This window comes from Streptomyces sp. NBC_00028, from assembly GCF_045041065.1.
Classification (GTDB): Bacteria; Actinomycetota; Actinomycetes; order Streptomycetales; family Streptomycetaceae; genus Streptomyces.
On the sequence record NZ_CP108293.1, the window covers coordinates 2,735,998 to 2,757,477 of the forward strand.

A 21,480-nucleotide genomic window follows, 5' to 3' on the forward strand; every position below is an offset into this window, starting at 1 on the left:
GTGCGCTGTCGCGCCCCGAAAGGGGCGCGGGGCTGTATCGATTTGCGGCTCCGCCGCGGGGCGCGACCAGCCCCCACCGGCCCGCGGACTAATCACGGCTCTTCCACTGACGTGCCCAACAGACGCCGCTCATCCGACCAAACCGGCGCCTCCTCCACCACCGCACTCACCTCGACCAGCGTCACCTCATGGCGACTCAACGTCAGATCCAGCTCCACCCGCCCATCCGCCACCGGCAGCCGCAGATGCCGTCGACCGGGCTCAGCGGCCTCATGCAGTACGTCAAGCTGCCCCGCCCGGGGTGACCGAGGGCTCCCCATCCGCTGCCAGGCCGTACGAGCGTTGCCGTACTCCTCATCCACGATGGACCGCCGCACGAACGCCTCCCCCGCGCCCTCCAGCGGCACCGACAGCCTGACCCGGTGCTGTGCCGGCCCTGGCGTCTCCCCACTCGCGTCGACCGGCGCCCAGGCAAGGACGGTGACACGACCGTCCGCGTGCCGGGTGACCAGGTGATCGTCACCGCGCCCCAGCAGCTGCTCCCCCATCCGCGCCATGAACGCGTACAGGTGATAGGTCGGCTTCTTCACCTGCCGGTGGGTGAGCAGCCCGAAGCCGCCGTGGAAGAGGGCGGTCGGCGGACCGGCCTCCTCGAACATGTCGCTGAAGGTCCAGTAGGAGAAGGAGTCGACGTGATCGCCGCCGTGCGCGAGGACGGGTGCCAGGTAGGCGGCGTGGAAGGCGGTGTCGTGGACGGGGTTGTCGGGCCGGTAGGAGGAGTTGAACTCCGTGATGTGGACCGGGAGTTCGGCGAGCCGCGTGCCCTTCAGGAGGTCCCTGGGCGTGGCGAACTGGTCGAGGAGGTGCTGGGCGGGCGCCAGCGTCTGATGCGTGCCGAAGGGCACGTGCCGTGCCGGGCCCGAGGTGTAGGCGTGCTTGGACACGAAGTCGACCGGCACGTCGCGCCGCTCCGCGAACTCGGCGAACCGGCCCAGCCATTCGTCGGCACCGGGCGAGATCGCGGGGCCGCCGACCTGCAACCCGGCGTCCACCTCCTTCACCGCCGCCGCGGTCACCTCGTACAGCCGGTGGTACGCCTGTTCGTCCGCGTTCTCCCAGAAGTCGGGCAGGTTGGGTTCGTTCCACACCTCGATGGGCCAGGTGCGCACCTCGTCCAGGCCGTAGCGGTCGACCAGGTGGGCGACGGTCGCCCGGACCAGGTCGGCCCACTCCCCGTAGGACCGGGGTGGGGTGACGTGACCCCGCCACCAGAAAACCGTCTGCTGCCCGGACGCCAACTCCTCCGGCATGAAGCCGAGTTCGAGGAAGGGCCGGATGCCGAGGGCGAGGTAGGCGTCCACGACCTGGTCGACGTAGGTGAAGGAGTGGTGGACGTGCCGGGCGCCCTCCCACTCGTAGGGACGGTGGACCGCCATGCCGTCGCTGAGCAGGCCGTGCCCTCGGATGTACCGGAAGCCGATGTCGTCCTGGAGCAGCTTCAGGGAGTCCTGGTAGTCGCGGCGCAGGGCGAGTTCGATGCGGCCGGTGCCGACGCAGTGGCGCCAGGCGTCGGAGAGCCGGCCGGTCGCCTCGGCGGGGACGCGGATCACCCGTTCTCCTTCTTGAACCGGTCGTACGCCTTGTTGTGCAGGTCGACCAGCTGCTGCATGTTCTTCGCCTTCAACTCGGAGACGTGCTGGTCCCATTCGGACATCGGGCGCTTGCCGAGGACGAACTGGAGGGTGTTCTGGATGGCGGTGTCCTTGAGCGGGGTGTCCCACAGGGTCGCCTGTTCCTGCTCCACCGACTGGAGGGGGTGGGCGGGGTCGATGGGGAGCTGGGTGCGCTGGGCCATGGCGTCCTGGAACTTCTTCTCGTCCGGGCTGAAGTTGGAGGAGACCAGGGCCCAGCTGCCGCCGTAGGTGAAGACGCCGTTGAAGAAGCCGAAGTCCTTCTGGAGGTCCTTGGGGGCGTCCGGGTCGGAGCCCATGAGGGTGATGCCGGGCTTCAGCTGGAACTGGTCGCCGGAGCGCGTGTACGTGGTGCCCTCGACACCCCACTTGCTGAAGGTCTGGCCCTCGTCGGAGTACCAGAGCCAGTCCACGAACTGCATCATCGCGACGAAGCTGTCGCTCTTGAGCGCCTTGCTGGAGACCATGATGCCGTTCTCCAGGCGGGCCCCGCTGAGGACGATCGGTCCCGCCGGGCCGAGCGGCACCGGGATCATCTCGATCTTCGAGCCCTTGACCTGCTTCTCCAGGTTGTAACGGTAGTTCTGCACCAGCTCCTGCGGGTTGGCGCTGATGACGTAGGACTTCTCGGCCAGCAGCTTCTGCACGGCCTGGTCGTCCTGCTGGGTGAAGCTCTCCGGGTCGAGCAGCTTCTCGGCGACGAGCTTTCTCATGAACTCGACCATCGCCCGGTAGTCGTCCTGCGCGGCCGTGAAGACGAACTTCCGCGCCTTGGTGTCGAAGGAGATGTTGTCGTAGTTCCAGCCCGCCTTCACGCCGTAGGCCTGACCGAGGTAGCCGAACAACGCGCCGCACGGGAAAGGGGTGTTGACGCTCCAGCGGTCGGTCCACGGGTATTTGTCGGGGTACTCCGACTTCAGTGCCTTCAGGACGTCGTAGACCTGGTCCCAGGTCTCCGGCAGGGTGAGGCCGAGCTTGTCGAGGGTGTCGGTGCGGAAGGACATCGAGTAGCCGGACTTGACCTTCTCGTGCAGGCCGGGCAGGAGGTAGTACTTGCCGTCGGACTGGCGTATGGAGTCGAGCTCGGGTTCGAGCTTCCACCTCTTCACCTTGTCCTGGAAGTTGGGCATCAGGTGCACGTACTCGCTGACCGGGAGGATCGCGCCCGAGGAGACGAAGGGGACCTCGCCGGGGTGGTAGGTCTTCGGGATGAGGAAGGGGGCGTCGCCCGCGCCGATGAGGACGCCGCGCTTCTTCTCGTAGTCCGCGAGCGGGACGTCGACCGGCTTGATGGTGATGCCGGTGCGCTTGGTGACCTCCTTCCAGAACAGCCAGCTGCTCTTGTACGGGTAGTTCGGGTTGTTGTTGTGCAGCATCGAGAAGGACAGCGGCTTCGCGGCCTTGAACCGCTGGCCGGCGCGGTACTCCTTCATCGCGCCGTTCTGCTTCTTGGAGAGGTCCTTGCCGTCCCCGCCGTCGTCACCGCTGCCGCAGCCGGTGAGGGTGGCGAGACCGATGAAGCCGGCGGCGGCCAGGATCTGACGCCGTGACAGCTCTCCTGCGTTCTTCACGGGAACTCCCTTGTTTCCATGGGTGAGTCGGGGGGATCAGCCCTTGACGGCGCCGAGCATCACGCCCGAGACGAAGTAGCGCTGGACGAACGGGTACACGCAGAGGATCGGCAGCGAGGTGAGCACGATGGTCACCGCCTGGATGTTCGCGCCGACCTGGCTGAGCTGCTCGGTGCCGGCACCCGCGTTGGAGCCGCCGGTCGCGCCCAGGATCATGTTCCGCAGATAGACGGTGACCGGCATGAGGTCCGAGCTGTTCATGTAGAGGAACGCGCTGAACCAGGAGTTCCAGAACGACACGGAGTAGAAGAGCACCATGGTCGCGACGACCGCCTTGGACAGCGGCAGCACGATCCTGAGCAGGATGCCGTAGGTGCTCAGCCCGTCGATCTGCGCGGCCTCCTCCAGCTCGGTGGGCAGGCTCTCGAAGAACGCCTTCATCACCAGGAGGTTGAAGACGCTGATCGCGTTGGGCAGCGCGATGGCCCACACGCTGTTCTTCAGCCCGAGGCTGGTGATCAGGACGTACTGCGGGATCAGACCGCCGGTGAAGAACATGGTGAACACGGCGATGCCGACCAGCGCGGTGCGGCCCTTGAGCTGCCTCTTCGACAGGACGTACGCGTAACAGGTCGTCAGGATCATGGCCACGGCGGTCGAGACGACCGTGTAGAACACGGTGTTGCCGTAGTTCCGCCAGAACATCGAGTCCTGGAACACGATCTTGTACGTGGTGAGGTTGAACCCCTTGGGCCACAAGGTGACTTCACCGGCCCTGATCTGACGTTCCCCGCTGAAGGACCGGGCGATGATGTTGACGAAGGGGTACAGGGTCACCAGCACCACAACAGTGAGCACCACCCCGTTGACGCCCTGGAACACCCGGTAGGAACGGCTCGGCTTCACCACAGGCTGGTCCCCACTGTGCGGCGCGAGAGCTGGTTGGCGGTGGTGATCAGCACCAGGCCGATGATCGCCTCGAAGAGTCCGATGGCGGCGGCGTAACTGAAGCTGCTGGACTCGACGCCGGTCCGGTAGACGTAGGTGGAGATGACGTCGGCGGTCGGGTAGGTCAGCGGGTTGTACAGCAGCAGGACCTTCTCGAAACCGACCGCCATGAACGTGCCGATGTTGAGGATCAGCAGCGTGATCATGGTGGGGCGGATGCCGGGCAGGGTGACGTGCCAGATCTGCTGCCAGCGGTTGGCGCCGTCGATGCGCGCGGCCTCGTACAGGTCCTCGTCGATGGTGGTGAGGGCGGCCAGGTAGAGGATCGTGCCCCAGCCGGCGGTCTGCCAGATCTCGGAGCCGACGTAGATCGTCCGGAACCACTCGGGTTCCTGGATGAACCGGATCGGTTCGTGGCCGAACCAGCCCAGCACGTGGTTGACGGGGCCGTCCGAGGCGAGCATCTGGAGGGTGATGCCGGCGACGATCACCATCGACAGGAAGTGCGGAAGGTACGACACCGACTGCACGAAGCGCTTCAGCGAGCGCCGGCGCACCTCGTTCAGCAAGAGGGCGAGCACGATCGGGATCGGGAAGCAGAAGACGAGGGTGAGTCCGCCGATCCACAGCGTGTTGCGGAACACCTGCCAGAACGTGGGGTCGCTGAGGAACATGTCGACATAGCGCAGGCCGACCCACTGCTCGCCGAAGATCGAACCGCCGGGCTCGAAGCGCCGGAAGGCGATCACATTGCCGAGCATCGGCAGGTAGCGGAAGACCAGGAAGAACAGCAGCGGCACCAGCGCGAGCGAGTACAGCTGCCAGTCGCGGCGCAGCGCCCGTCTCCAGGTGACGCGTACGGCGAGCTTCCGCGGCGGAACGGGTGCGGGTGGTTCCTGGGTGCCGGGCGGAGAGGCCGACTTGGTGGACGTGCTCATGCTCGGTCCTCTCAGGAGGGGCAGGAGGGGGGAGCTGAACCGAAACTTTCGAACCCTTACCGGTAACTTCGCGGCAACTTAAGGGCAGTCAGAAAGCGCTGTCAATGGGTGTAGCAGCGGCCTCTTGTTGCTCGTGCGTGGAGTTGAAGTCGTCCGCGACCGGGGTAGAACCCGGAAGCCACGCGCAGTAATCTCCGCAAGTTTCCCTCTGTCGACCGACTCCTGCGAGGTGTCCCGTGCCCGCGTTCGACCTGCCGCTGACGGAACTCGTGCACTACCGCCCGCTCCCCGAAGAGCCCGCCGACTTCGAGGAGTTCTGGCGCGAGACCCTCAAGGAGGCGGCCCAGGAAGAGGTGTTGGTGTCGGTACGGCCGGTGGAGACCGGCCTGCGGCTGACCGAGACCTGGGACGTGACCTTCCGGGGCTTCGCGGGCGACCCGGTGCGCGCCTGGTTCAGCCGCCCGGCCGGGGTGCCAGAGCCCCTCCCCGCCCTCGTCGAGTACGCGGGCTACGGCCGTGGCCGCGGCCTCCCGCACGAGCGCCTGACCTGGGTGAACGCCGGCTATGCGGTCCTGCTCATGGACAACCGCGGCCAGGGCGACCAGTACGGCAACGGCGGTGCCACCCCCGACCCGCACGCCCAGGCGCCCGGCGGCCCCGGCCCCATGACCCGCGGTCTGCTCGACCCCCGCGACTATCACTACCGCCGCCTCATCACCGACGCCGTCCGCGCGGTCACCGCGGTCCGCGCCCTCCCCGGCGTGGACGCCTCCCGCACGGTCGCGGTCGGCAACAGCCAGGGCGGCGGCCTCGCCCTGGCTGTCGCCGGACTCGTCCCCGACCTGGCCGCGGCCCTGATCACCGCCCCGCTCCTGTGCGGCGTCCGCCGCGCCCTCGACCTCACCGACGCCCACCCCTACGGCGAGATCGGCACCTACCTCTCCGTGCACCGAGGCGCGGAGGAGGCCGCCTACCGCACCCTGTCCTACGTCGAGGGCATCTCCTTCGCCCGCCGCGCCCACGCCCCCGCCCACTTCGGCGTCGGCCTGCGTGACACGGTCTGCCCGCCGAGCGGCGCGTACGCCGCCTTCAACCGGTACGCCGAACTGTCCGGCACCGACCCGCGCACGGAGCTCCACGCCTACCCGTACAACGGCCACGAGGGCGGCGACGCGGTCCAGGTGCGCCGCCAACTCGACTGGCTGGCCGAGCTGTTCAGCGAGTCGCCAGCGTGAACACGTGCAGGTCCGGATCGCGGGGCAGCCGCACGCGCGCGATGTGCTTCCCCTCCGGAGCACTGAACGGCTCGGTGGCGAACACGTACGTGGCGACCGGATCCCGACCCCCGCCCGCGACGTTGCGGTACGCGGTCCTCGCGACGACCTCATTGCCGTACTGGACGCTGCCGCCGCCCCCGTCGAGCGTCCAGTCGGTGAAGGAGAGGTCCACGGCGCTGGTGCTGCCGTCCGTGTAGGTGACGGTCGCGCGTCCCTGTCGGCCACCGTTGACCGCGCTGCCGACGAAGGACAACTGGCGGGCGGGGGCGTCGAGTTCCAGCGTCTGCCCGGCCGCGGAGGCGTTGTCCGGCCGCCCGTCCGGCGAGGCGGGCCAGCGGAAAGCGAGCCCGCCCCGCACCTCCCCGTCCCCACCCGGGCTCAGGCCTGCCGCGGCGAGGGCCTGCCGCGAGTAGCTCCAGCCGCCTTGGTCGAAGTCGGCCTCGTCATGCTCACCCGCGTCGTCCGAGACCCCGATGGAGTCGTAGGCGGCGAGAAGGCTGCCGGGCGCGGCGACGGTGAGGAACACGGGCTGCTCGTACGAGTCCACGCTGACCTTCACGTCGTAGAAGCCCTGCTCGGCGTCCTTCGCGGTCCTCAGAGTGATCTCACCGGACCCGTCAACGACGCTTCCCGACGCGGGAGTTGCTGCGACGCCGCCCGGGGTCTCGACACGGAAGCGGACCTCCGGACCCGCCCCGCCGCTCAGCGCGAGTGCGCGGATGCCGACCTTCACGCTGCCGCCCGGGGCGAGGGTCGCGGCGGTGGGACCGATGCCGACCTGGTGCGGCTGCTCGCCGGCCCGGAAGGACGGCGGGGCGGCGTCGGCTGCGGCGCCCCACGCGGGGTCGGGCGTGCCGGAGAGCGTGTAGGCGAGGTGGCCGCCGTCCCGCACGAAGGCGGCGGACAGCCAGGGCCGGTCACTCACCCGTCCGTCGACCCGCAGGGAGCGGATGTACGGCGTGTCCGCGGCGGCTCCCGCCGCGCTGATGGAGATGTCGTTGCCGTCCGGCCGGCTGATCTCGACGCGCGGGAACAGCGGTGAGGCGAGGACGAGCTCGGCCCGGGAGGGAACCTGCGGATACATGCCGAGCGCGGCGAAGACGAACCAGGAGGACATCGCCCCGAGGTCGTCGTTGCCCGGGATGCCATCCGGCCGGGTCGACCACAGCTGCCGCAGGGCGGCGCGGACGGTCTCCTGCGTCTTGTAGGGGGCGCCCGCGTAGTCGTACAGATAGGGCACGTTGATCGACGGCTCGTTGTCCAGCTCGGACTTCTCGCCGCCGCTCCCGGTGAAGGCCCAACTCCCGTCATCCTTGTGGAAGAAGGAGTCGAGCCGGTCGAGCGCCTTGTCCTTCCCGCCCATCGCGGCGAAGAGCCCGGCCGGATTGTGCGGGACCATCCAGGTGTACTGCGCCGCCGTCCCCTCCACGAAGCCGTTGCCCGTGGCCGGGGTGAACCCGGTGACCCAACTCCCGTCGGCCTTGCGGTTGGCGATGTGTCCGCCGGTCGGGTCGGCGGCGATGTTGAAGTTGTTCTGCCACCACTGCGCGCGCCGGGCGAAGTCGGCGGCGATGCCGTCCTCCCCGGCGGCCGAGGCCAACTGCGAGAGAGCGAAGTCGGCGCCGGACATCTCCAGCGTCTCGGCGGCACCGCCCCAGGCGTTGGAGAGCGACGGCATGTAGTGGTGCTTCAAGTACAGGTCCAGGGACGGCCGTTGACCAACCGAGAGGACGGGACGCCCGGCGGCGGACAGATCCTTCGCGGTCGGTACGGTCGCCGCCCGCACGAGCGAGTTCAGCGCCCCGGGCAGATCGAAGTCCCTGCCGCCGAAGGCGTGGATGCCGGCCAGGGCGACGGCGGAGGGGTCGCCGTTCATGACGTGCGTCCCACTCGCGCCGTGCAGCCAGCGGTCCCAGATCCCGCCGTTCTGCTGGGCGAGTTCGTACAGCGACTGGGCGATGTCCGAGCCGGTGCGCGGCTGGAGGAGCGTGAGCAGCTGGACCTGGTCGCGGTAGACGTCCCAGCCGGAGAAGGTGCCGTACTGGGCCCGCCGACCGGTCCTGTGCACCTCGCCGTCCGGGCCGCGATACCTGCCGTCGGCGTCGCTGATGACGTTCGGGTGGAGGAGGGAGTGGTACAACGCCGTGTAGAAGGTGGTGCGTTCGGCGTCCGTGCCGCCGCCCACCCGGATGGCGGCGAGGTCGTCGCGCCAGGCACCGCACGCCGCCTGCCGCACCTCGTCGAAGGTGCGGTACGACGGGTTCTCCGCCGCCAGGTTCGCCTCGGCGCCGGCCCGGCTGACGTACGAGATGCCGACCTTGGCGTTCACCGGCCCGGCCCCCGGCGCGAACTCGACGTATCCCCCCGCCCCCTTGCCCGCGACGGGCCGCCCCCTGTCGGCGAAGCCCCCGCTGCCGCCGCTCGCCCGCAGGGACCCGGGGTCGAGCCGGTCGTCCCGCCAGGTGCCGACAGCCTTGAAGGCGCGGTCGAAGCGGGCGGTGAAGTGCAGGGTGTAGTAGGCGCGTTGCCCTTCGGGGTCGAGGTGGCCGCAGAAGTTGCCGGAGGTGACGGAGCCGGAGACGGTACGGGTGCCGGGATCGATCTCGACCGTCGAATCGGTGGAGCCGACCTCGGAGTTGGCGGTACGGATCAGCAACGAGGCGGGGTGGCCCGCCGGGTAGGTGAAGCGGGCCGCACCGGTGCGGGCGGTGGCCGTGAGGTCGGCGGTGACGCCGGAGGCGAGGGCGACCTTGTAGTGGCCGGGCTCGGCGGTCTCGTCGGCGTGCCGGAAGTCGGCGGCGTACACCGTGTCCCCGGTGTCGCTCGCGGGCGAGGACGTGACCTGCCCGGCGTACGGGAAGAACGGAATGTCGCCGCTGCCGCCCGCGCACCCCGTCCCGGACATGTGGGTGAGGCTGAAGCCCCGGATGCGGGGGGCGTCGTAGTGGTAGCCGCCGGGGGCCGCCGCGCGGGTGGCGTCGCCCCGGGTGTTCTCGGGGCTCCAGGAGAGCATGCCGAACGGGGTGACCGCGCCGGGAAAGACATTGCCGCCGTTCCTGGTGCCGATCAGGGGGTCCACGTAGGGGGTGGGGTCGTCGACGAGATCGAGGGGTGCGAGGGGCGCGGCGGGACCGGGGGCGACACCGGCGAACGCCAGGGCCAGGGCGGCGGCGAGCATCAGGGACTTCACACGCGCCAGCCGTACCACGGGGTGCCCCGGACGCTGCTCCGACGGCGCCGAGGAGCCACTCGGACGGGTCAAGCCAACTCGGTTGACGTCGCGGTTCGTTGACGGGGTAGGGTGAGGTTCAGACCACCCGACAACGTTGTCCGACCGACACGTCGTCGCCGTCTTCAGCCACTCCACACCCGGGCAGGGACTCCCCCTCACCTGCCCGGCTCGCGGACCCGGTGGGGGTGTCCACCGGGTCCGCACGGGAGCACTCGCCGGACCTCAACCCTGCTCGGCGAGGACCTCGGCGACGACCTCGGCGACCACCCTCTCCGCCCGCTGCACCGGCACACCGACGGCGATCAGGCTCGCGACCGCCGCCTGCCGCGCGTCGCCCTGCCAGGAGCCGGTGTTGACGCTCTCCAGGAGGCCGAGGGTGTACGCCTCCATGGCGGCGTTGAGCACGGGGGCCGGGAGCCGGTCGTGGAAGACCCCCGCTCGCTGGCCGCGCTCCAGGATCGCCAGGGCCGCCGCACGGGCCGGCTCCAGCGCCTCCGTCACCCGCTCCTGCCCCAGGTCCTGCGTCGCCAGCGACAGCAGCAGGCGGTAACGGTCGCCCTCGGGCCACACCGCGAGCACGAACCCGGCGAAGGCCCGCTCCGGGCTCTCCGTCACGTCCGGCCACCGCTCGGACACCGCCCGCAGAGCCGCCGAGGCCTCCGCCGCGAGGGCCTCCAGGAGCGCCGCCCGCCCCGGGAAGTGCCCGTGCACCGTACGCCGGACGACCCCGGCCGCCTGTGCGATCTCCTCCAGGGTGGCGTCCGGGTTCTGCCCGAGGAGCTCACGCGCGGCGGCCAGAATCTTCGCCCGGTTGGTCCGCGCGTTGCGGCGGATCGGCTCACGGGGCTCGGACTTGGACATGGCGGCGACCTCGACTGGCAGAACGGGGCAGGGACGTACGGCCATCCTCACACGGCCGGGGACGGGGCCACCGGAAGAGGGGGTGCGGCGTCACCGCCGGTCGGCGCGGTGGTGACGGCGGGTCGGCGTGGGCGGCTCCGGTCCTTCACGCAGGTGCGCCACGCCGGCCCGTCACACCGACCCGCCCTCCGATGCTTCGCGCCCGCGTGACAGTGGCCGTCTCGGGTCCGGAAGCGGCTCCTCGCGGCCCCCTGCCAGTCGACGGCGCCACCACAGGTCGGCCTGCCACTGGCGCTCTGCGGCGAAGGGATCGGGGAGGGTACGGCGCAGGTACGTGGCGTCCAAGTCGGCGATCAGGCCGGCGAGTTCGGCGCGGGGGCGGGGCGGCAGCCGGGAGAGGGTCTCGTCCAGTACGTCGCGGGCGTGGCGGACGTCGTCGAAGGAGCAGCCACGGCACGAACACTCCGAGTCCTGCGGATAGCGGGGGCGCCGGCCGTCGGGGCGCAGGAACTGCCGATAGCGCCGCAGGGCCCGGTCGGTGGCGCCGGAGTAGACGTAGTAGTCGTCCGGGAGTCCTTCGACGCGGGCTACGGCCAGGCTGGTTCGGGCGGAGAGGCCGTGGATACGAGCCGGGGGAAGGTCCCATCGCAGTGCGCGAGGGGGTCGAGCGGCGCGCAGCGCGCCGGGGCGCCTACGCGGCATCGCCCTTTCGCGACGCGGAGAGGGAGGTGATGGGGGTCATGAATGTCATGCACGCCATCATGTCATCGCCGACGGACCCGGCGAGCGGCGTTTTCGCCGTCCGCCGGGCCCGCCCGCCCGTCAGCCGACCCGGCAGGGCAACGTGGTCGCCGTATCACCGCCGGAGCCGGTCACGACGTACCCGAACGTCGCGCTCTGTCCTGGGCTCAAGGACCCGTTCCAGTCGGCGTTGTGGACCATCACATCCTGGCCGGTGTAGGTCGCGTTGCCGTTCCAGAGGCTGTCGACCTTCTGACCGCTCGGGAGGGTCCAGTCGACCATCCAGCCGAGCATGGGGACGTCGCCGGAGTTGGTGACGGTCACCTCGGACTGGTAGCCGCCGGACCAACTGCCGGTCGTCTTGCGGGTGGCGCTGCACGTGCCGGGGACCGGGTCGGTCGGGTTGCCCGGCTCGTGGATGCCCGTCACCTCGCCGTTGCCGCCGTCGAAGACGACGTCGGAGCAGGAGTAGAAGGTCTCCGCGCTGTCCGAGCGCTGCCAGACCATGTAAATGATGTGGCGGCCCGACTTGTTCGCCGGAAGCTGCCCGGTCCAGGAGTAGTTGGCCTCGACCGTGCCCGGGCTGCCGTTGAGCGGCGGGTGGTCGACGGAGAGGAAGGGCCGGTCCTCCATGTCGTTCCAGGTGAGGGTCTTGGTCGGGTCGAAGCCGTCCTTGGTGACGTAGACGTAGAACCAACCCGGGTGCGCGGCCCAGGCGTTGTAGGAGAAGTCGACGGTCTTGCCCGAGGTGAGGTGGGTCAACGGCCAGTCGCTGCGGGCGGCGTTGAAGCCGGTGAAGTTGGTGTTGCCACCGCTGCACAGCTCGCCGTCCGGGACGAAGCCGCGGGTGCGGCCCGCGCCGTCGGAGCGGAGCACCGAGAACCAGTTGTAGAACGGGGTGGTGCCGCTGACCGCCTGGGCGTTCTTGCAGGCCGGGTTGACCGGCTTGATCTCACCGGTGTCGGTCAGAGCGTCCTGCCAGCACAGGAACGTGCGGCTGGCGGGCTTCATCGGGGTGCCGTGAGCCTCCGCCGGTCCGCCGGTCGTCATGACCAGGGCGACGGCGGGGACGGTGGCGAGCAGGGAGACCAGGACGAGAAAGAGGGCTCTGGCGCGGGTGGGGAGCGCTAATCGGCGACCTGGGGACGCCGCTGATTTTGTCAGGATCATGACAGTCCAGTCCGTTCCTTGAGGTACGGGCCGTGCGGATGCGTGTGCGGATGAGCGGGGTGGGTGGGTTCCCTTCGGGCAGGTTCCGGTCCACCCGCATGGGAGCGCTCCCACCCCGCCTGTGGCGGAAGGTAGCGCGAATGGGGACGGGTGTAAACGGTTGGCGCGGGAGGGTTGGGGGTCAACGGCGTGCCATGGTGTCACTGGATCGGGTGGCGGTACCTTCGTACGTACGATCACGCCGCGTGTCGGCGTCCACACTGGCGTCCATGGGAGCAGTGATGACGACACCCCAGCGGGGACCGGCCACCGAGGAGACCTGGATGTTCCCGCCGGCCGACGGCTGGACCTTCGACCAGGTCAAGGACTTGGAGCTGCCCTTCGACTGGGAACTCGTGGACGGACAGATCGTGGTTCGAGGACAGACCAAGTTTTGGCACAACCAGGTACGGGACGGCGTGCTGGGCACCTTGAGGACCGCCTACACCGAGCCGTACAAGGTCGTGGCCGAGCAGTGCGTGATGGTCGACGCCCAGAACACGCCCAAGCCCGATGTGATCGTCTTCGACCCCCGAGAACTGGACTTCTTCGAGCTCGAATGTGTCCCGGTGGGGAAGGTCGCCCTCGTCGTGGAGGTCGTCTCTCCAGGCTCGCGCCAGGACGATCGCGTCCGCAAACCCGCGCTGTTCGCCACCCACAAGGTCCCGTACTACTGGCGCGTCGAACTGGACCGCGACCAGAAGCTCGCGGTCCACGAGTACTGGCTCAACGCGGACACCCTCACGTACTTCCCCGCACCATCGCACCCGGTGCACCACGACAAGCTCATCACCGAGCTGCCCTTCCCCATCGAGATCGACCTCGACGCGCTCCTCGGCTTCTAACCCAGGCGGGCGCCCCGCTCACACGGGATACGCCCCCTGAAAGGCGAGCCGCTCCTCCGCCCCCTCCCCCACGTCCGTCAGCAGGTCGTCGAGGTCGAGGAACTCCTCCCACGCCGTCCGTCCGCTCGCCTCGGCCAGCGCGCCGACCACCAGGTCCTCCAGCTCCGTTACCCGCTTGTTCTTCCACGCCTTGTCGGCGAGGCTGACCAGCAGATCCTCGATGGTCACGTCCGGTGCGGTCCAGCTCGCGTGGGTGGCGGCGAAGCGGGCCAGGTGCGGGGCGACGCCGTGGGCCAGCAGCAGCTCACGACCGGCTTCCTCGTGCGCCGAACCGGGGCCGGACAACTCGGCGGTGTGCACCGTCTTGCCGATGTCGTGCGTGGCCGCGCCGAACAGCACGGCCTCACGATCCAGCGGGAGGTGAGGATGCCGTCGCTCCAGCCACTCCACCAGCCCGTACGCCACCTCGTGCACCGCCCTCAGATGCGCGGCCAGCCGGGGCGGCGCGTCCAGCGCGCGCAGCAGCTCCGCCGCCCGGTCCGGCAGCGGGCGCAGGGGTGGGTCGCCGGGGTCGTGCAGGGCGCGGTGGAGGAGGTCGGGGGAGGTCACGCGGAAAGGGTACGGTGCGGGACCGTGAACTGCGGTTCGGTGGCGACCGGTTGAGCCGGGGCGCCGAGCGCGGCGGACCAGAGGCTGAGGCGGCTGGCCTCAATCGGCGCCCAACCAACTCGCCCGGCCACGCTCCCCACCCACACACCCACCCCCTCAAACCACCTGCCCCGCCCGCGCCCCCTCCCCCCGGAGCACCGCCGGTGCCGGCTCCTCCTGCGCCAGCGGCAGTCGTACCGTGAACTCCGTGCGTCCCGGCGCGCTCTCGACGTCGATGCGGCCGCTGTGCGCCGCCGTGATCGCCGCGGCGATGGCGAGGCCGAGGCCGGAGCCTCCTGACTTGGGGTTGGCGCGGGCGCGGGAGGCGTCGGCGCGGGTGAAGCGTTCGAAGACCGTCGGGAGGAGGGCGGGTGGGATGCCGGGGCCGTTGTCGTGGACGCGGACGAGGCAGTGGGCGGCCCCCGTCTCCACGACCGCGACGACCCTTGTGCCCGGGGGCGTGTGCACGCGTGCGTTGGCCAGCAGGTTGGCCACCACCTGGTGCAGGCGGGCCTCGTCGCCGGTGACCAACGGGGCCGCGTCGAGGCGGAGTTCGAGCTGCCAGTCATGGCTGTCCCCGGCGGCCCGCGCGTCCCAGACCGCCTCGGCGACCAGCGCGGCGACATCGACCTCGGCGGAGTGCAGCGGGCGGCCCTCGTCGAGGCGGGCCAGCAGGAGCAGGTCCTCGACGAGTCCGGTCATGCGCGCCGACTCGGCGGAGACACGGCGCCAGGCCGTGCCCGGTTCGATGCGGTCGGTGCCGCGGTTCATGAGTTCCGCGTAGCCCGCGATCGAGGCGAGGGGGGTGCGCAGCTCGTGGCTGGCGTCGGAGAGGAAGCGGCGCATCCGTTCCTCGGTGCGCTGGCGTTCCGTGAGGGACGACTCCACATGGTCGATCATCCGGTTCAGCGCGGCGCCGACCTGGCCCGCCTCGCTGTCTGGGTCGGTGTCGCGTTCGGGGACTCGGGTCAGCCCACCGACCTCGCCGCTGCCGAGCGGGGCGCGGGAGACCTCGACGGCGGTGCCGGCGACCCGGCCGAGGGGCCGCAGCTGACGTCGGATGACGACCGCGCACACACAGCCGGCGGCGGTGAGCCCCACGCCCGCGATGGCCACCTCCGCGACGAGCAGGCCGCGGATCATCCGCTGCACGTCGTCCATCGGGATGCCGGCGAGGACCCGTACGCCGTCCTTGTCGACCGCGGTGATCCGGTACGTGCCGAGCCCGGGGATGGTCCGGGTGTGCATCGACCCGTCGGCCTCGATGCCCGCGAGGGCGGCGCGCTGGTCGGCGGTGAGCCGCTGGGTCGTGTACTCGCGGGCGACGACCGCGGCGCTGAGGATGTCGCCGTCGTCGTCGAGCCGGGCGGCGACCATGCCGGTCGGGTGGCCCTGTTCGTGCAGGAAGCCGAGGTCGTCGGCGAGTTGGGGCTGTAGCGCGGCGCCGCCGAGGCAGCGGGCGACGGAGTTCTCGACGCGGTCGTCCAAGTTGCCGTACAGATAGGCGCGTTGGACGAACGCGGTGGTCAGTGCCATGGCCGCGCAGACGGCGACCAGGGCGAGGGAGATGAACAGGAGCAGGCGCGAGCGCATCGAGCGCAGTCGCCGTCGGGCGGTCATCTGCCGTCCTCCGCCGGCCTGATGGTGTAGCCGAGACCGCGCACGGTGTGGATCATCGGCGCCCGGCCGCGGTCGATCTTGCGGCGGAGGCTGGAGATGTAGACCTCGACGAGGTTGCCGCCGCCGTCGAAGGAGGTGCTCCAGACATGGTCGATGATCTGTGCCTTGCTCAGTACCTGGCGCGGGTGGTCCATCAACAGGCTGAGCAGGTCGAACTCCTTGGCGGTGAGCTGGATGAGCCGGCCCGCGCGGTGCACCTCGCGGGTCTCCTCGGTGAGGACCAGGTCGCCGAGGACGCGTACGGATTCGTCGGGCCGCGCGTGTTCGGCGCCCGCCCGGCGCAGCAGACCGCGCAGCCGCAGCACGACCTCCTCCAGGGAGAAGGGCTTGGTGACGTAGTCGTCGGCGCCGGCGCCGAGTCCGTCGAGCCGGTGCTCCAGGGCGTCGCGCGCGGTGAGCATGAGGACGGGCAGTTTCGGGTTCTCGTACCTCAGGCGGCGCAGCACCTGGAGGCCGTCGAGGTCGGGCAGCATCCCGTCGAGGACGACGGCGTGCGGGGCGCAGCCGCGGGCGACCTTCAGCGCGCTCTGGCCGTCCAGCGCCGGGTAGGCCCGCCAGCCCGCCTCCTCGACGGCCACGGAGAGCACGTCGGTGAGCGCGGGCTCGTCGTCGACGATGAGCACGCGGACGCGGCCGTTTCGGTACCGAGCGCTGCCAGTCATGTCCCGATCGTGTCCCGGTCCGCTGAGGGAATCCTGTGTTCCACCTGAGGATGGGTGATGACCTGGTGTTTTCACGAGCGGGTACGGCGAAGGGCCGTGCCCCCGTCACCGGGAACACGGCCCTCTCACAAGCCTCGCGGAAGCCCTGGAGACTAGCCGCGGATCAGGCTGCGCAGCACGTACTGCATGATGCCGCCGTTGCGGTAGTAGTCGGCCTCACCGGGGGTGTCGATGCGGACGACCGCGTCGAACTCGACGCCCGTGTCGGTGGTGACCTTGACCGTGCTCGGGGTGGTGCCGTTGTTCAGCTCGGTGACGCCGGTGATGGAGAAGGTCTCCTCGCCGGTCAGGCCGAGCGTGTCGGCGGACTGGCCGGCCGGGAACTGGAGCGGCAGGACGCCCATGCCGATGAGGTTCGAGCGGTGGATGCGCTCGTACGACTCGGTGATGACGGCCTTGACGCCGAGGAGCGCGGTGCCCTTGGCGGCCCAGTCGCGGGACGAGCCGGAGCCGTACTCCTTGCCGCCCAGGATGACCAGCGGGGTGCCGGCGGCCTGGTAGTTCTGCGAGGCGTCGTAGATGAACGACACCGGCGCGTCGGCCTGGGTGAAGTCGCGGGTGTAGCCGCCCTCGGTGCCCGGCGCGATCTGGTTGCGCAGACGGATGTTGGCGAACGTACCGCGGATCATGACCTCGTGGTTGCCTCGGCGGGAGCCGTAGGAGTTGAAGTCACGACGCTCCACACCGTGCTCGGTGAGGTACTTGCCGGCCGGGGTGTCGGCCTTGATGGCACCGGCGGGCGAGATGTGGTCGGTGGTGACCGAGTCGCCGAGCTTGGCCAGGACGCGGGCGCCCGTGATGTCGGAGACCGGGGTGGTCTCCATCTTCATGCCGTCGAAGTACGGGGGCTTCCTGACGTACGTCGACTCGGCGTCCCACTCGAAGGTGTCGCCGGTCGGGATCGACAGGGCCTGCCACTGGGCGTCGCCCGCGAAGACGTCCTGGTAGGACTTGGAGAACATGTCCTCGCCGATGGCGTTGGCGACGACGTCGTTGACCTCGGCCTCGGAGGGCCAGATGTCGGCCAGGTAGACCGGCTTGCCGTCCTGGTCGACGCCGAGGGCGTCCTTGGTGATGTCCACCTTCATGGAGCCCGCGAGGGCGTACGCGACGACCAGCGGCGGGGAGGCCAGGTAGTTCATCTTGACGTCGGGGTTGATCCGGCCCTCGAAGTTCCGGTTGCCGGAGAGGACCGAGGTGACCGCGAGGTCGTGGTCGTTGACGGCCTTGGAGACCTCCTCCGGCAGCGGGCCGGAGTTGCCGATGCAGGTGGTGCAGCCGTAACCGACCAGGTTGAAGCCGACCTTGTCGAGGTAGGGGGTGAGCCCCGCCTTGTCGAAGTAGTCGGTGACGACCTTGGAGCCCGGGGCGAGGGTGGTCTTGACCCACGGCTTGCGGGTCAGGCCCTTCTCCACGGCCTTCTTCGCGACGAGCGCGGCGGCGACCATGACGTACGGGTTCGAGGTGTTGGTGCAGGAGGTGATGGCCGCGACCGTCACCGCACCGTGGTCGATCTCGTACGTCGAACCGTCGGGGGCGGTCACGGTGACCGGGTTGGACGGGGCGCCGTTCGGGGCGACGGCCGGGGCGTCGGAGGCCGGGAAGGACTCCTGGCCCGCCTCGTCCACGCTGTCGACGTAGTTGCGCACGTCGACCTTGAACTGCTCGGCGGCGTTCGCGAGGACGATGCGGTCCTGCGGGCGCTTCGGGCCGGCGATGGACGGGACGACCGTGGAGAGGTCCAGCTCCAGCTTCTCGGAGAAGTCGGGCTCGGCGGCCGGGTCCAGCCAGAGGCCCTGCTCCTTGGCGTACGCCTCGACGAGCGCGACCTGCTCCGCGGAGCGGCCGGTGAGCTTGAGGTAGTTCAGGGTCTCGTCGTCGATCGGGAAGATCGCGGCGGTGGAACCGAACTCCGGCGACATGTTGCCGATCGTGGCGCGGTTGGCGAGCGAGGTGGCGGCGACGCCCTCGCCGTAGAACTCGACGAACTTGCCGACGACGCCGTGCTTGCGCAGCATCTCGGTGATGGTGAGGACGAGGTCCGTGGCGGTGGTGCCCGGGGTCAGCTCACCGGTCAGCTTGAAGCCGACGACGCGCGGGATGAGCATCGAGACGGGCTGGCCGAGCATCGCGGCCTCGGCCTCGATGCCGCCGACGCCCCAGCCGAGCACACCGAGGCCGTTGACCATGGTGGTGTGCGAGTCGGTGCCGACGAGGGTGTCGGGGTACGCCTGGCCGTTGCGGGTCATGACGGTGCGGGCCAGGTGCTCGATGTTGACCTGGTGGACGATGCCGGTGCCCGGGGGGACGACCTTGAAGTCGTCGAAGGCGGTCTGGCCCCAGCGCAGGAACTGGTAGCGCTCCTTGTTGCGGCCGTACTCCAGGTCGACGTTCTGCTTGAAGGCGTCGTTGGTGCCGAACTTGTCGGCGATGACGGAGTGGTCGATGACCATCTCGGCCGGGGAGAGCGGGTTGACCTTGGCCGGGTCGCCGCCGAGGGCCTTGACGGCCTCGCGCATGGTGGCGAGGTCGACGACACAGGGCACGCCGGTGAAGTCCTGCATGATCACGCGGGCGGGCGTGAACTGGATCTCCTGGGACGGCTGGGCCTGGGAGTCCCAGTTGCCGAGGGCACGGATGTGGTCGGCGGTGATGTTCGCGCCGTCCTCGGTGCGCAGGAGGTTCTCCAGCAGCACCTTCAGGCTGTACGGAAGGCGAGCCGAGCCTTCCACCTTGTCCAGCCGGAAGATCTCGTACGACGCGTCGCCCACGTTCAGCGTGGCACGGGCGTCGAAGCTGTTCGCCGACACGACAGTCTCCTTCATTGATGTGCGCGTACTCACCACGATCCTGCCGCCACGGCATCTTGGCCGATCCGCTAAGGTAAGGCTAAGTTAGGTAACCCTTACCGCCGGAGTGACGATGCGGGCGGCTGCGGTGCGCCTGGGCAGATATCTCGATGTCGAGATAACTCTAGTACACGGGGGCTGGATGGTCATGCCCGGCCTCCGTTTGTGACGTCCCACACGGCGGCATCACCCGGCGATTATCCGGCCGGACCCGCCCATCGGCACGGCACGAACCGGGCCGACCCGGACGAGACGCCCCCAAGAGCCCGTCGCGTTCGGCCATCAGTGCGCCAAGTCGGGGTAACCGACAGGTACGTTCCGCGACTCAGGCAGGAGGCACAGATGCCGCTCACGTTCCGCAAGAGTTTCCGGATCCTTCCGGGCGTGCGGTTGAACATCAACCGGCGCTCCTGGTCCATCACCACCGGTGGCGGCAGCCACGGGCCGAAGCACACCCACAGCAGCACCGGACGTCGTACGACATCGGTGGATTTGCCTGGACCTTTCGGATGGCGCCGTACCCGTAACGCCAGGCGGCATTGACGCACCATCAGGACCATCACCTGAACGGCCCCCTCGGAAGGCGCCATCTCATATCTGAGATAGCCTCAACCCCATGGCAGACGATTACCTCGTACGCATCGGCAAGCTCATCCGTGACGCCCGGCAACACCGTGGCTGGACACAGTCGCAACTCGCAGAGGCTCTCGGCACCAGCCAGAGCGCTGTGAACCGCATCGAGCGCGGCAACCAGAACATCAGCCTTGAGATGATCGCTCGAATCGGTGAAGCCCTGGAGAGCGAGATCGTCTCTCTGGGCTATGCGGGCCCGATGCATCTGCGAGTCGTCGGCGGGCGCCGGCTCTCCGGCGCCATCGACGTCAAGACCAGCAAGAACGCGTGCGTGGCACTGCTGTGCGCCTCACTGCTCAACAAGGGGCGCACGGTGCTGCGCCGGGTCGCCCGCATCGAGGAGGTCTACCGCCTACTGGAGGTGCTCAACTCCATCGGCGTACGCACCCGCTGGATCAACGAGGGCGTCGACCTGGAGATCGTGCCGCCGGCCGCGCTGGACATGGACGCCATCGACGCGGACGCGGCCCGCCGCACCCGCTCGATCATCATGTTCCTCGGCCCGCTGCTGCACCGCATGGACGCCTTCAAGCTGCCGTACGCCGGCGGCTGCGACCTCGGCACCCGCACCATCGAGCCGCACATGATCGCGCTACGGCGGTTCGGGCTCGACATCGCGGCGACCGAGGGGCTCTACCACGCACAGGTGGACCGCGCGATCTCCCCCGGCCGCCCGATCGTGCTGACCGAGCGCGGCGACACGGTGACCGAGAACGCGCTCCTGGCAGCCGCCCGGCACGACGGTGTGACCGTCATCCGCAACGCGTCCTCCAACTACATGGTCCAGGACCTCTGCTTCTTCCTGGAGGCGCTCGGCGTCGAGGTGGAGGGCATCGGCACCACGACCCTCACCGTGCACGGCGTGCCGACCATCGACGTCGACGTCGACTACTCCCCCTCCGAGGACCCGGTCGAGGCGATGAGCCTGCTGGCCGCCGCGGTGGTCACGGAGTCGGAGCTGACGGTCCGCCGGGTGCCCATCGAGTTCCTGGAGATCGAGCTCGCGGTCCTGGAGGAGATGGGCCTCGACCACGACCGTACGCCGGAGTACTTCGCCGACAACGGCCGCACCCGTCTGGTGGACCTCACCGTCCGCCCGAGCAAGCTCGAAGCCCCGATCGACAAGATCCACCCGATGCCGTTCCCGGGCCTCAACATCGACAACGTCCCGTTCTTCGCGGCCATCGCCGCCTCCGCGCAGGGCCAGACGCTGATCCACGACTGGGTCTACGACAACCGCGCGATCTACCTCACGGACCTCAACCGCCTCGGCGGCCGCCTCCAACTCCTGGACCCCCACCGCGTGTTGGTCGAGGGCCCGACCCGCTGGCGCGCCGCCGAGATGATGTGCCCGCCGGCCCTGCGCCCCGCGGTGGTCGTCCTGCTGGCGATGATGGCGGCGGAGGGCACGTCCGTGCTGCGCAACGTCTACGTCATCAACCGGGGTTACGAGGATCTGGCGGAGCGGCTGAACTCGGTGGGGGCGCAGATCGAGATCTTCCGGGACATCTGATCACCCCTCGAAGGAAAGCCGTGCACCCCTCCTGGCCTGCTCCGACGCAAGGCTGGAAGGGGTGCGGCGGCATCTCTGGGACTCTGAACCGGGAGCAAACCTCCGCCTGCACGGAAGTGCAG

General features: G+C 69.6%; 16 protein-coding genes. 4 read left to right on the forward strand and 12 right to left on the reverse strand.

From position 1 onward, the window contains the following. Positions 1 to 92 precede the first annotated feature (92 nt). From OG885_RS12015 to OG885_RS12030, 4 genes are read right to left on the reverse strand one after another with little or no spacing between them, the layout of a single operon-like run. Positions 93 to 1,610, reverse strand: coding sequence for a GH39 family glycosyl hydrolase (locus OG885_RS12015; protein WP_405730219.1), 1,518 nt, complete (start codon positions 1,608 to 1,610; stop codon positions 93 to 95). Then, a complete protein-coding gene (locus tag OG885_RS12020) occupies positions 1,607 to 3,262 on the reverse strand; it encodes an extracellular solute-binding protein (protein ID WP_405730221.1) in 1,656 nt (551 codons plus the stop codon). Before OG885_RS12020 ends, OG885_RS12015 begins: the two co-directional genes overlap by 4 nt. 36 nt (positions 3,263 to 3,298) lie before the next feature. Then, entirely contained in the window at positions 3,299 to 4,171 is an 873-nt protein-coding gene (locus OG885_RS12025; protein ID WP_405730223.1) for a carbohydrate ABC transporter permease, read from the reverse strand. Continuing rightward, positions 4,165 to 5,148, reverse strand: a complete 984-nt coding sequence (locus OG885_RS12030; protein ID WP_405730225.1) for an ABC transporter permease — start codon at positions 5,146 to 5,148, stop codon at positions 4,165 to 4,167. Before OG885_RS12030 ends, OG885_RS12025 begins: the two co-directional genes overlap by 7 nt. A gap of 236 nt (positions 5,149 to 5,384) precedes the next feature. Here OG885_RS12030 and OG885_RS12035 point away from each other — a divergent pair, with 236 nt between their 5' ends. After that, entirely contained in the window at positions 5,385 to 6,383 is a 999-nt protein-coding gene (locus OG885_RS12035; RefSeq protein WP_405730227.1) for an acetylxylan esterase, read from the forward strand. On the opposite strand, the gene OG885_RS12040 is transcribed toward OG885_RS12035, so the two are convergent. The 4 genes from OG885_RS12040 to OG885_RS12055 form a co-directional block, all read right to left on the reverse strand. Then, complete coding sequence (locus OG885_RS12040) at positions 6,364 to 9,603, reverse strand: GH92 family glycosyl hydrolase (protein ID WP_405742702.1); 3,240 nt, start codon at positions 9,601 to 9,603, stop codon at positions 6,364 to 6,366. The genes OG885_RS12035 and OG885_RS12040 overlap by 20 nt on opposite strands. Before the next feature lie 276 nt (positions 9,604 to 9,879). After that, on the reverse strand, positions 9,880 to 10,518 hold the full coding sequence (locus tag OG885_RS12045) for a TetR/AcrR family transcriptional regulator (protein WP_405730229.1): 639 nt from the start codon (positions 10,516 to 10,518) through the stop codon (positions 9,880 to 9,882). Positions 10,519 to 10,689: 171 nt separating this feature from the next. After that, on the reverse strand, positions 10,690 to 11,220 hold the full coding sequence (locus OG885_RS12050) for a hypothetical protein (protein WP_405730231.1): 531 nt from the start codon (positions 11,218 to 11,220) through the stop codon (positions 10,690 to 10,692). A 120-nt stretch (positions 11,221 to 11,340) separates the two neighbouring features. Next, positions 11,341 to 12,429: a lytic polysaccharide monooxygenase gene (locus OG885_RS12055; RefSeq protein WP_405730233.1), complete on the reverse strand. Its 1,089-nt coding sequence runs from the start codon at positions 12,427 to 12,429 to the stop codon at positions 11,341 to 11,343. A 269-nt stretch (positions 12,430 to 12,698) separates the two neighbouring features. Between OG885_RS12055 and OG885_RS12060 the strand changes: the two genes are divergently transcribed. Further along, positions 12,699 to 13,313, forward strand: coding sequence for a Uma2 family endonuclease (locus OG885_RS12060; RefSeq protein WP_405730235.1), 615 nt, complete (start codon positions 12,699 to 12,701; stop codon positions 13,311 to 13,313). Between the two features lie 18 nt (positions 13,314 to 13,331). Here the strand turns inward: OG885_RS12060 and OG885_RS12065 are convergent, their stop codons facing one another. From OG885_RS12065 to acnA, 4 genes are all read right to left on the reverse strand, one after another. Then, positions 13,332 to 13,922, reverse strand: coding sequence for an HD domain-containing protein (locus tag OG885_RS12065; RefSeq protein ID WP_405730237.1), 591 nt, complete (start codon positions 13,920 to 13,922; stop codon positions 13,332 to 13,334). Between the two features lie 156 nt (positions 13,923 to 14,078). After that, complete coding sequence (locus OG885_RS12070) at positions 14,079 to 15,581, reverse strand: ATP-binding protein (RefSeq protein WP_405730239.1); 1,503 nt, start codon at positions 15,579 to 15,581, stop codon at positions 14,079 to 14,081. Continuing rightward, positions 15,578 to 16,303 carry a response regulator transcription factor gene (locus OG885_RS12075; RefSeq protein WP_405730241.1) on the reverse strand — a complete coding sequence of 242 codons (726 nt, stop codon included), beginning with the start codon at positions 16,301 to 16,303 and terminating at the stop codon, positions 15,578 to 15,580. Before OG885_RS12075 ends, OG885_RS12070 begins: the two co-directional genes overlap by 4 nt. Before the next feature lie 152 nt (positions 16,304 to 16,455). Then, positions 16,456 to 19,173, reverse strand: coding sequence for an aconitate hydratase AcnA (gene acnA / locus OG885_RS12080; RefSeq protein WP_405730243.1), 2,718 nt, complete (start codon positions 19,171 to 19,173; stop codon positions 16,456 to 16,458). Positions 19,174 to 19,554: 381 nt separating this feature from the next. On the opposite strand from acnA, the gene OG885_RS12085 reads away from it, so the two are divergent. Further along, positions 19,555 to 19,755, forward strand: a complete 201-nt coding sequence (locus OG885_RS12085; protein WP_329333652.1) for a DUF4236 domain-containing protein — start codon at positions 19,555 to 19,557, stop codon at positions 19,753 to 19,755. 73 nt (positions 19,756 to 19,828) lie between these two features. Further along, positions 19,829 to 21,358, forward strand: coding sequence for a helix-turn-helix domain-containing protein (locus OG885_RS12090; RefSeq protein WP_405730246.1), 1,530 nt, complete (start codon positions 19,829 to 19,831; stop codon positions 21,356 to 21,358). Positions 21,359 to 21,480: the final 122 nt, after the last annotated feature.

Excerpts from the sequence above, each read along its gene's own strand:
- OG885_RS12030 (WP_405730225.1), bottom strand. The coding sequence starts at position 5,148 with ATGAGCACGTCCACCAAGTCGGCCTCTCCGCCCGGCACCCAGGAACCA.
- OG885_RS12040 (WP_405742702.1), bottom strand. The coding sequence starts at position 9,603 with ATGCTCGCCGCCGCCCTGGCCCTGGCGTTCGCCGGTGTCGCCCCCGGT.
- OG885_RS12045 (WP_405730229.1), bottom strand. The coding sequence starts at position 10,518 with ATGTCCAAGTCCGAGCCCCGTGAGCCGATCCGCCGCAACGCGCGGACC.
- OG885_RS12050 (WP_405730231.1), bottom strand. The coding sequence starts at position 11,220 with ATGCCGCGTAGGCGCCCCGGCGCGCTGCGCGCCGCTCGACCCCCTCGC.
- OG885_RS12055 (WP_405730233.1), bottom strand. The coding sequence starts at position 12,429 with ATGATCCTGACAAAATCAGCGGCGTCCCCAGGTCGCCGATTAGCGCTC.
- OG885_RS12060 (WP_405730235.1), top strand. The coding sequence starts at position 12,699 with ATGGGAGCAGTGATGACGACACCCCAGCGGGGACCGGCCACCGAGGAG.
- OG885_RS12070 (WP_405730239.1), bottom strand. The coding sequence starts at position 15,581 with ATGACCGCCCGACGGCGACTGCGCTCGATGCGCTCGCGCCTGCTCCTG.
- OG885_RS12075 (WP_405730241.1), bottom strand. The coding sequence starts at position 16,303 with ATGACTGGCAGCGCTCGGTACCGAAACGGCCGCGTCCGCGTGCTCATC.
- OG885_RS12085 (WP_329333652.1), top strand. The coding sequence starts at position 19,555 with ATGCCGCTCACGTTCCGCAAGAGTTTCCGGATCCTTCCGGGCGTGCGG.
- OG885_RS12090 (WP_405730246.1), top strand. The coding sequence starts at position 19,829 with ATGGCAGACGATTACCTCGTACGCATCGGCAAGCTCATCCGTGACGCC.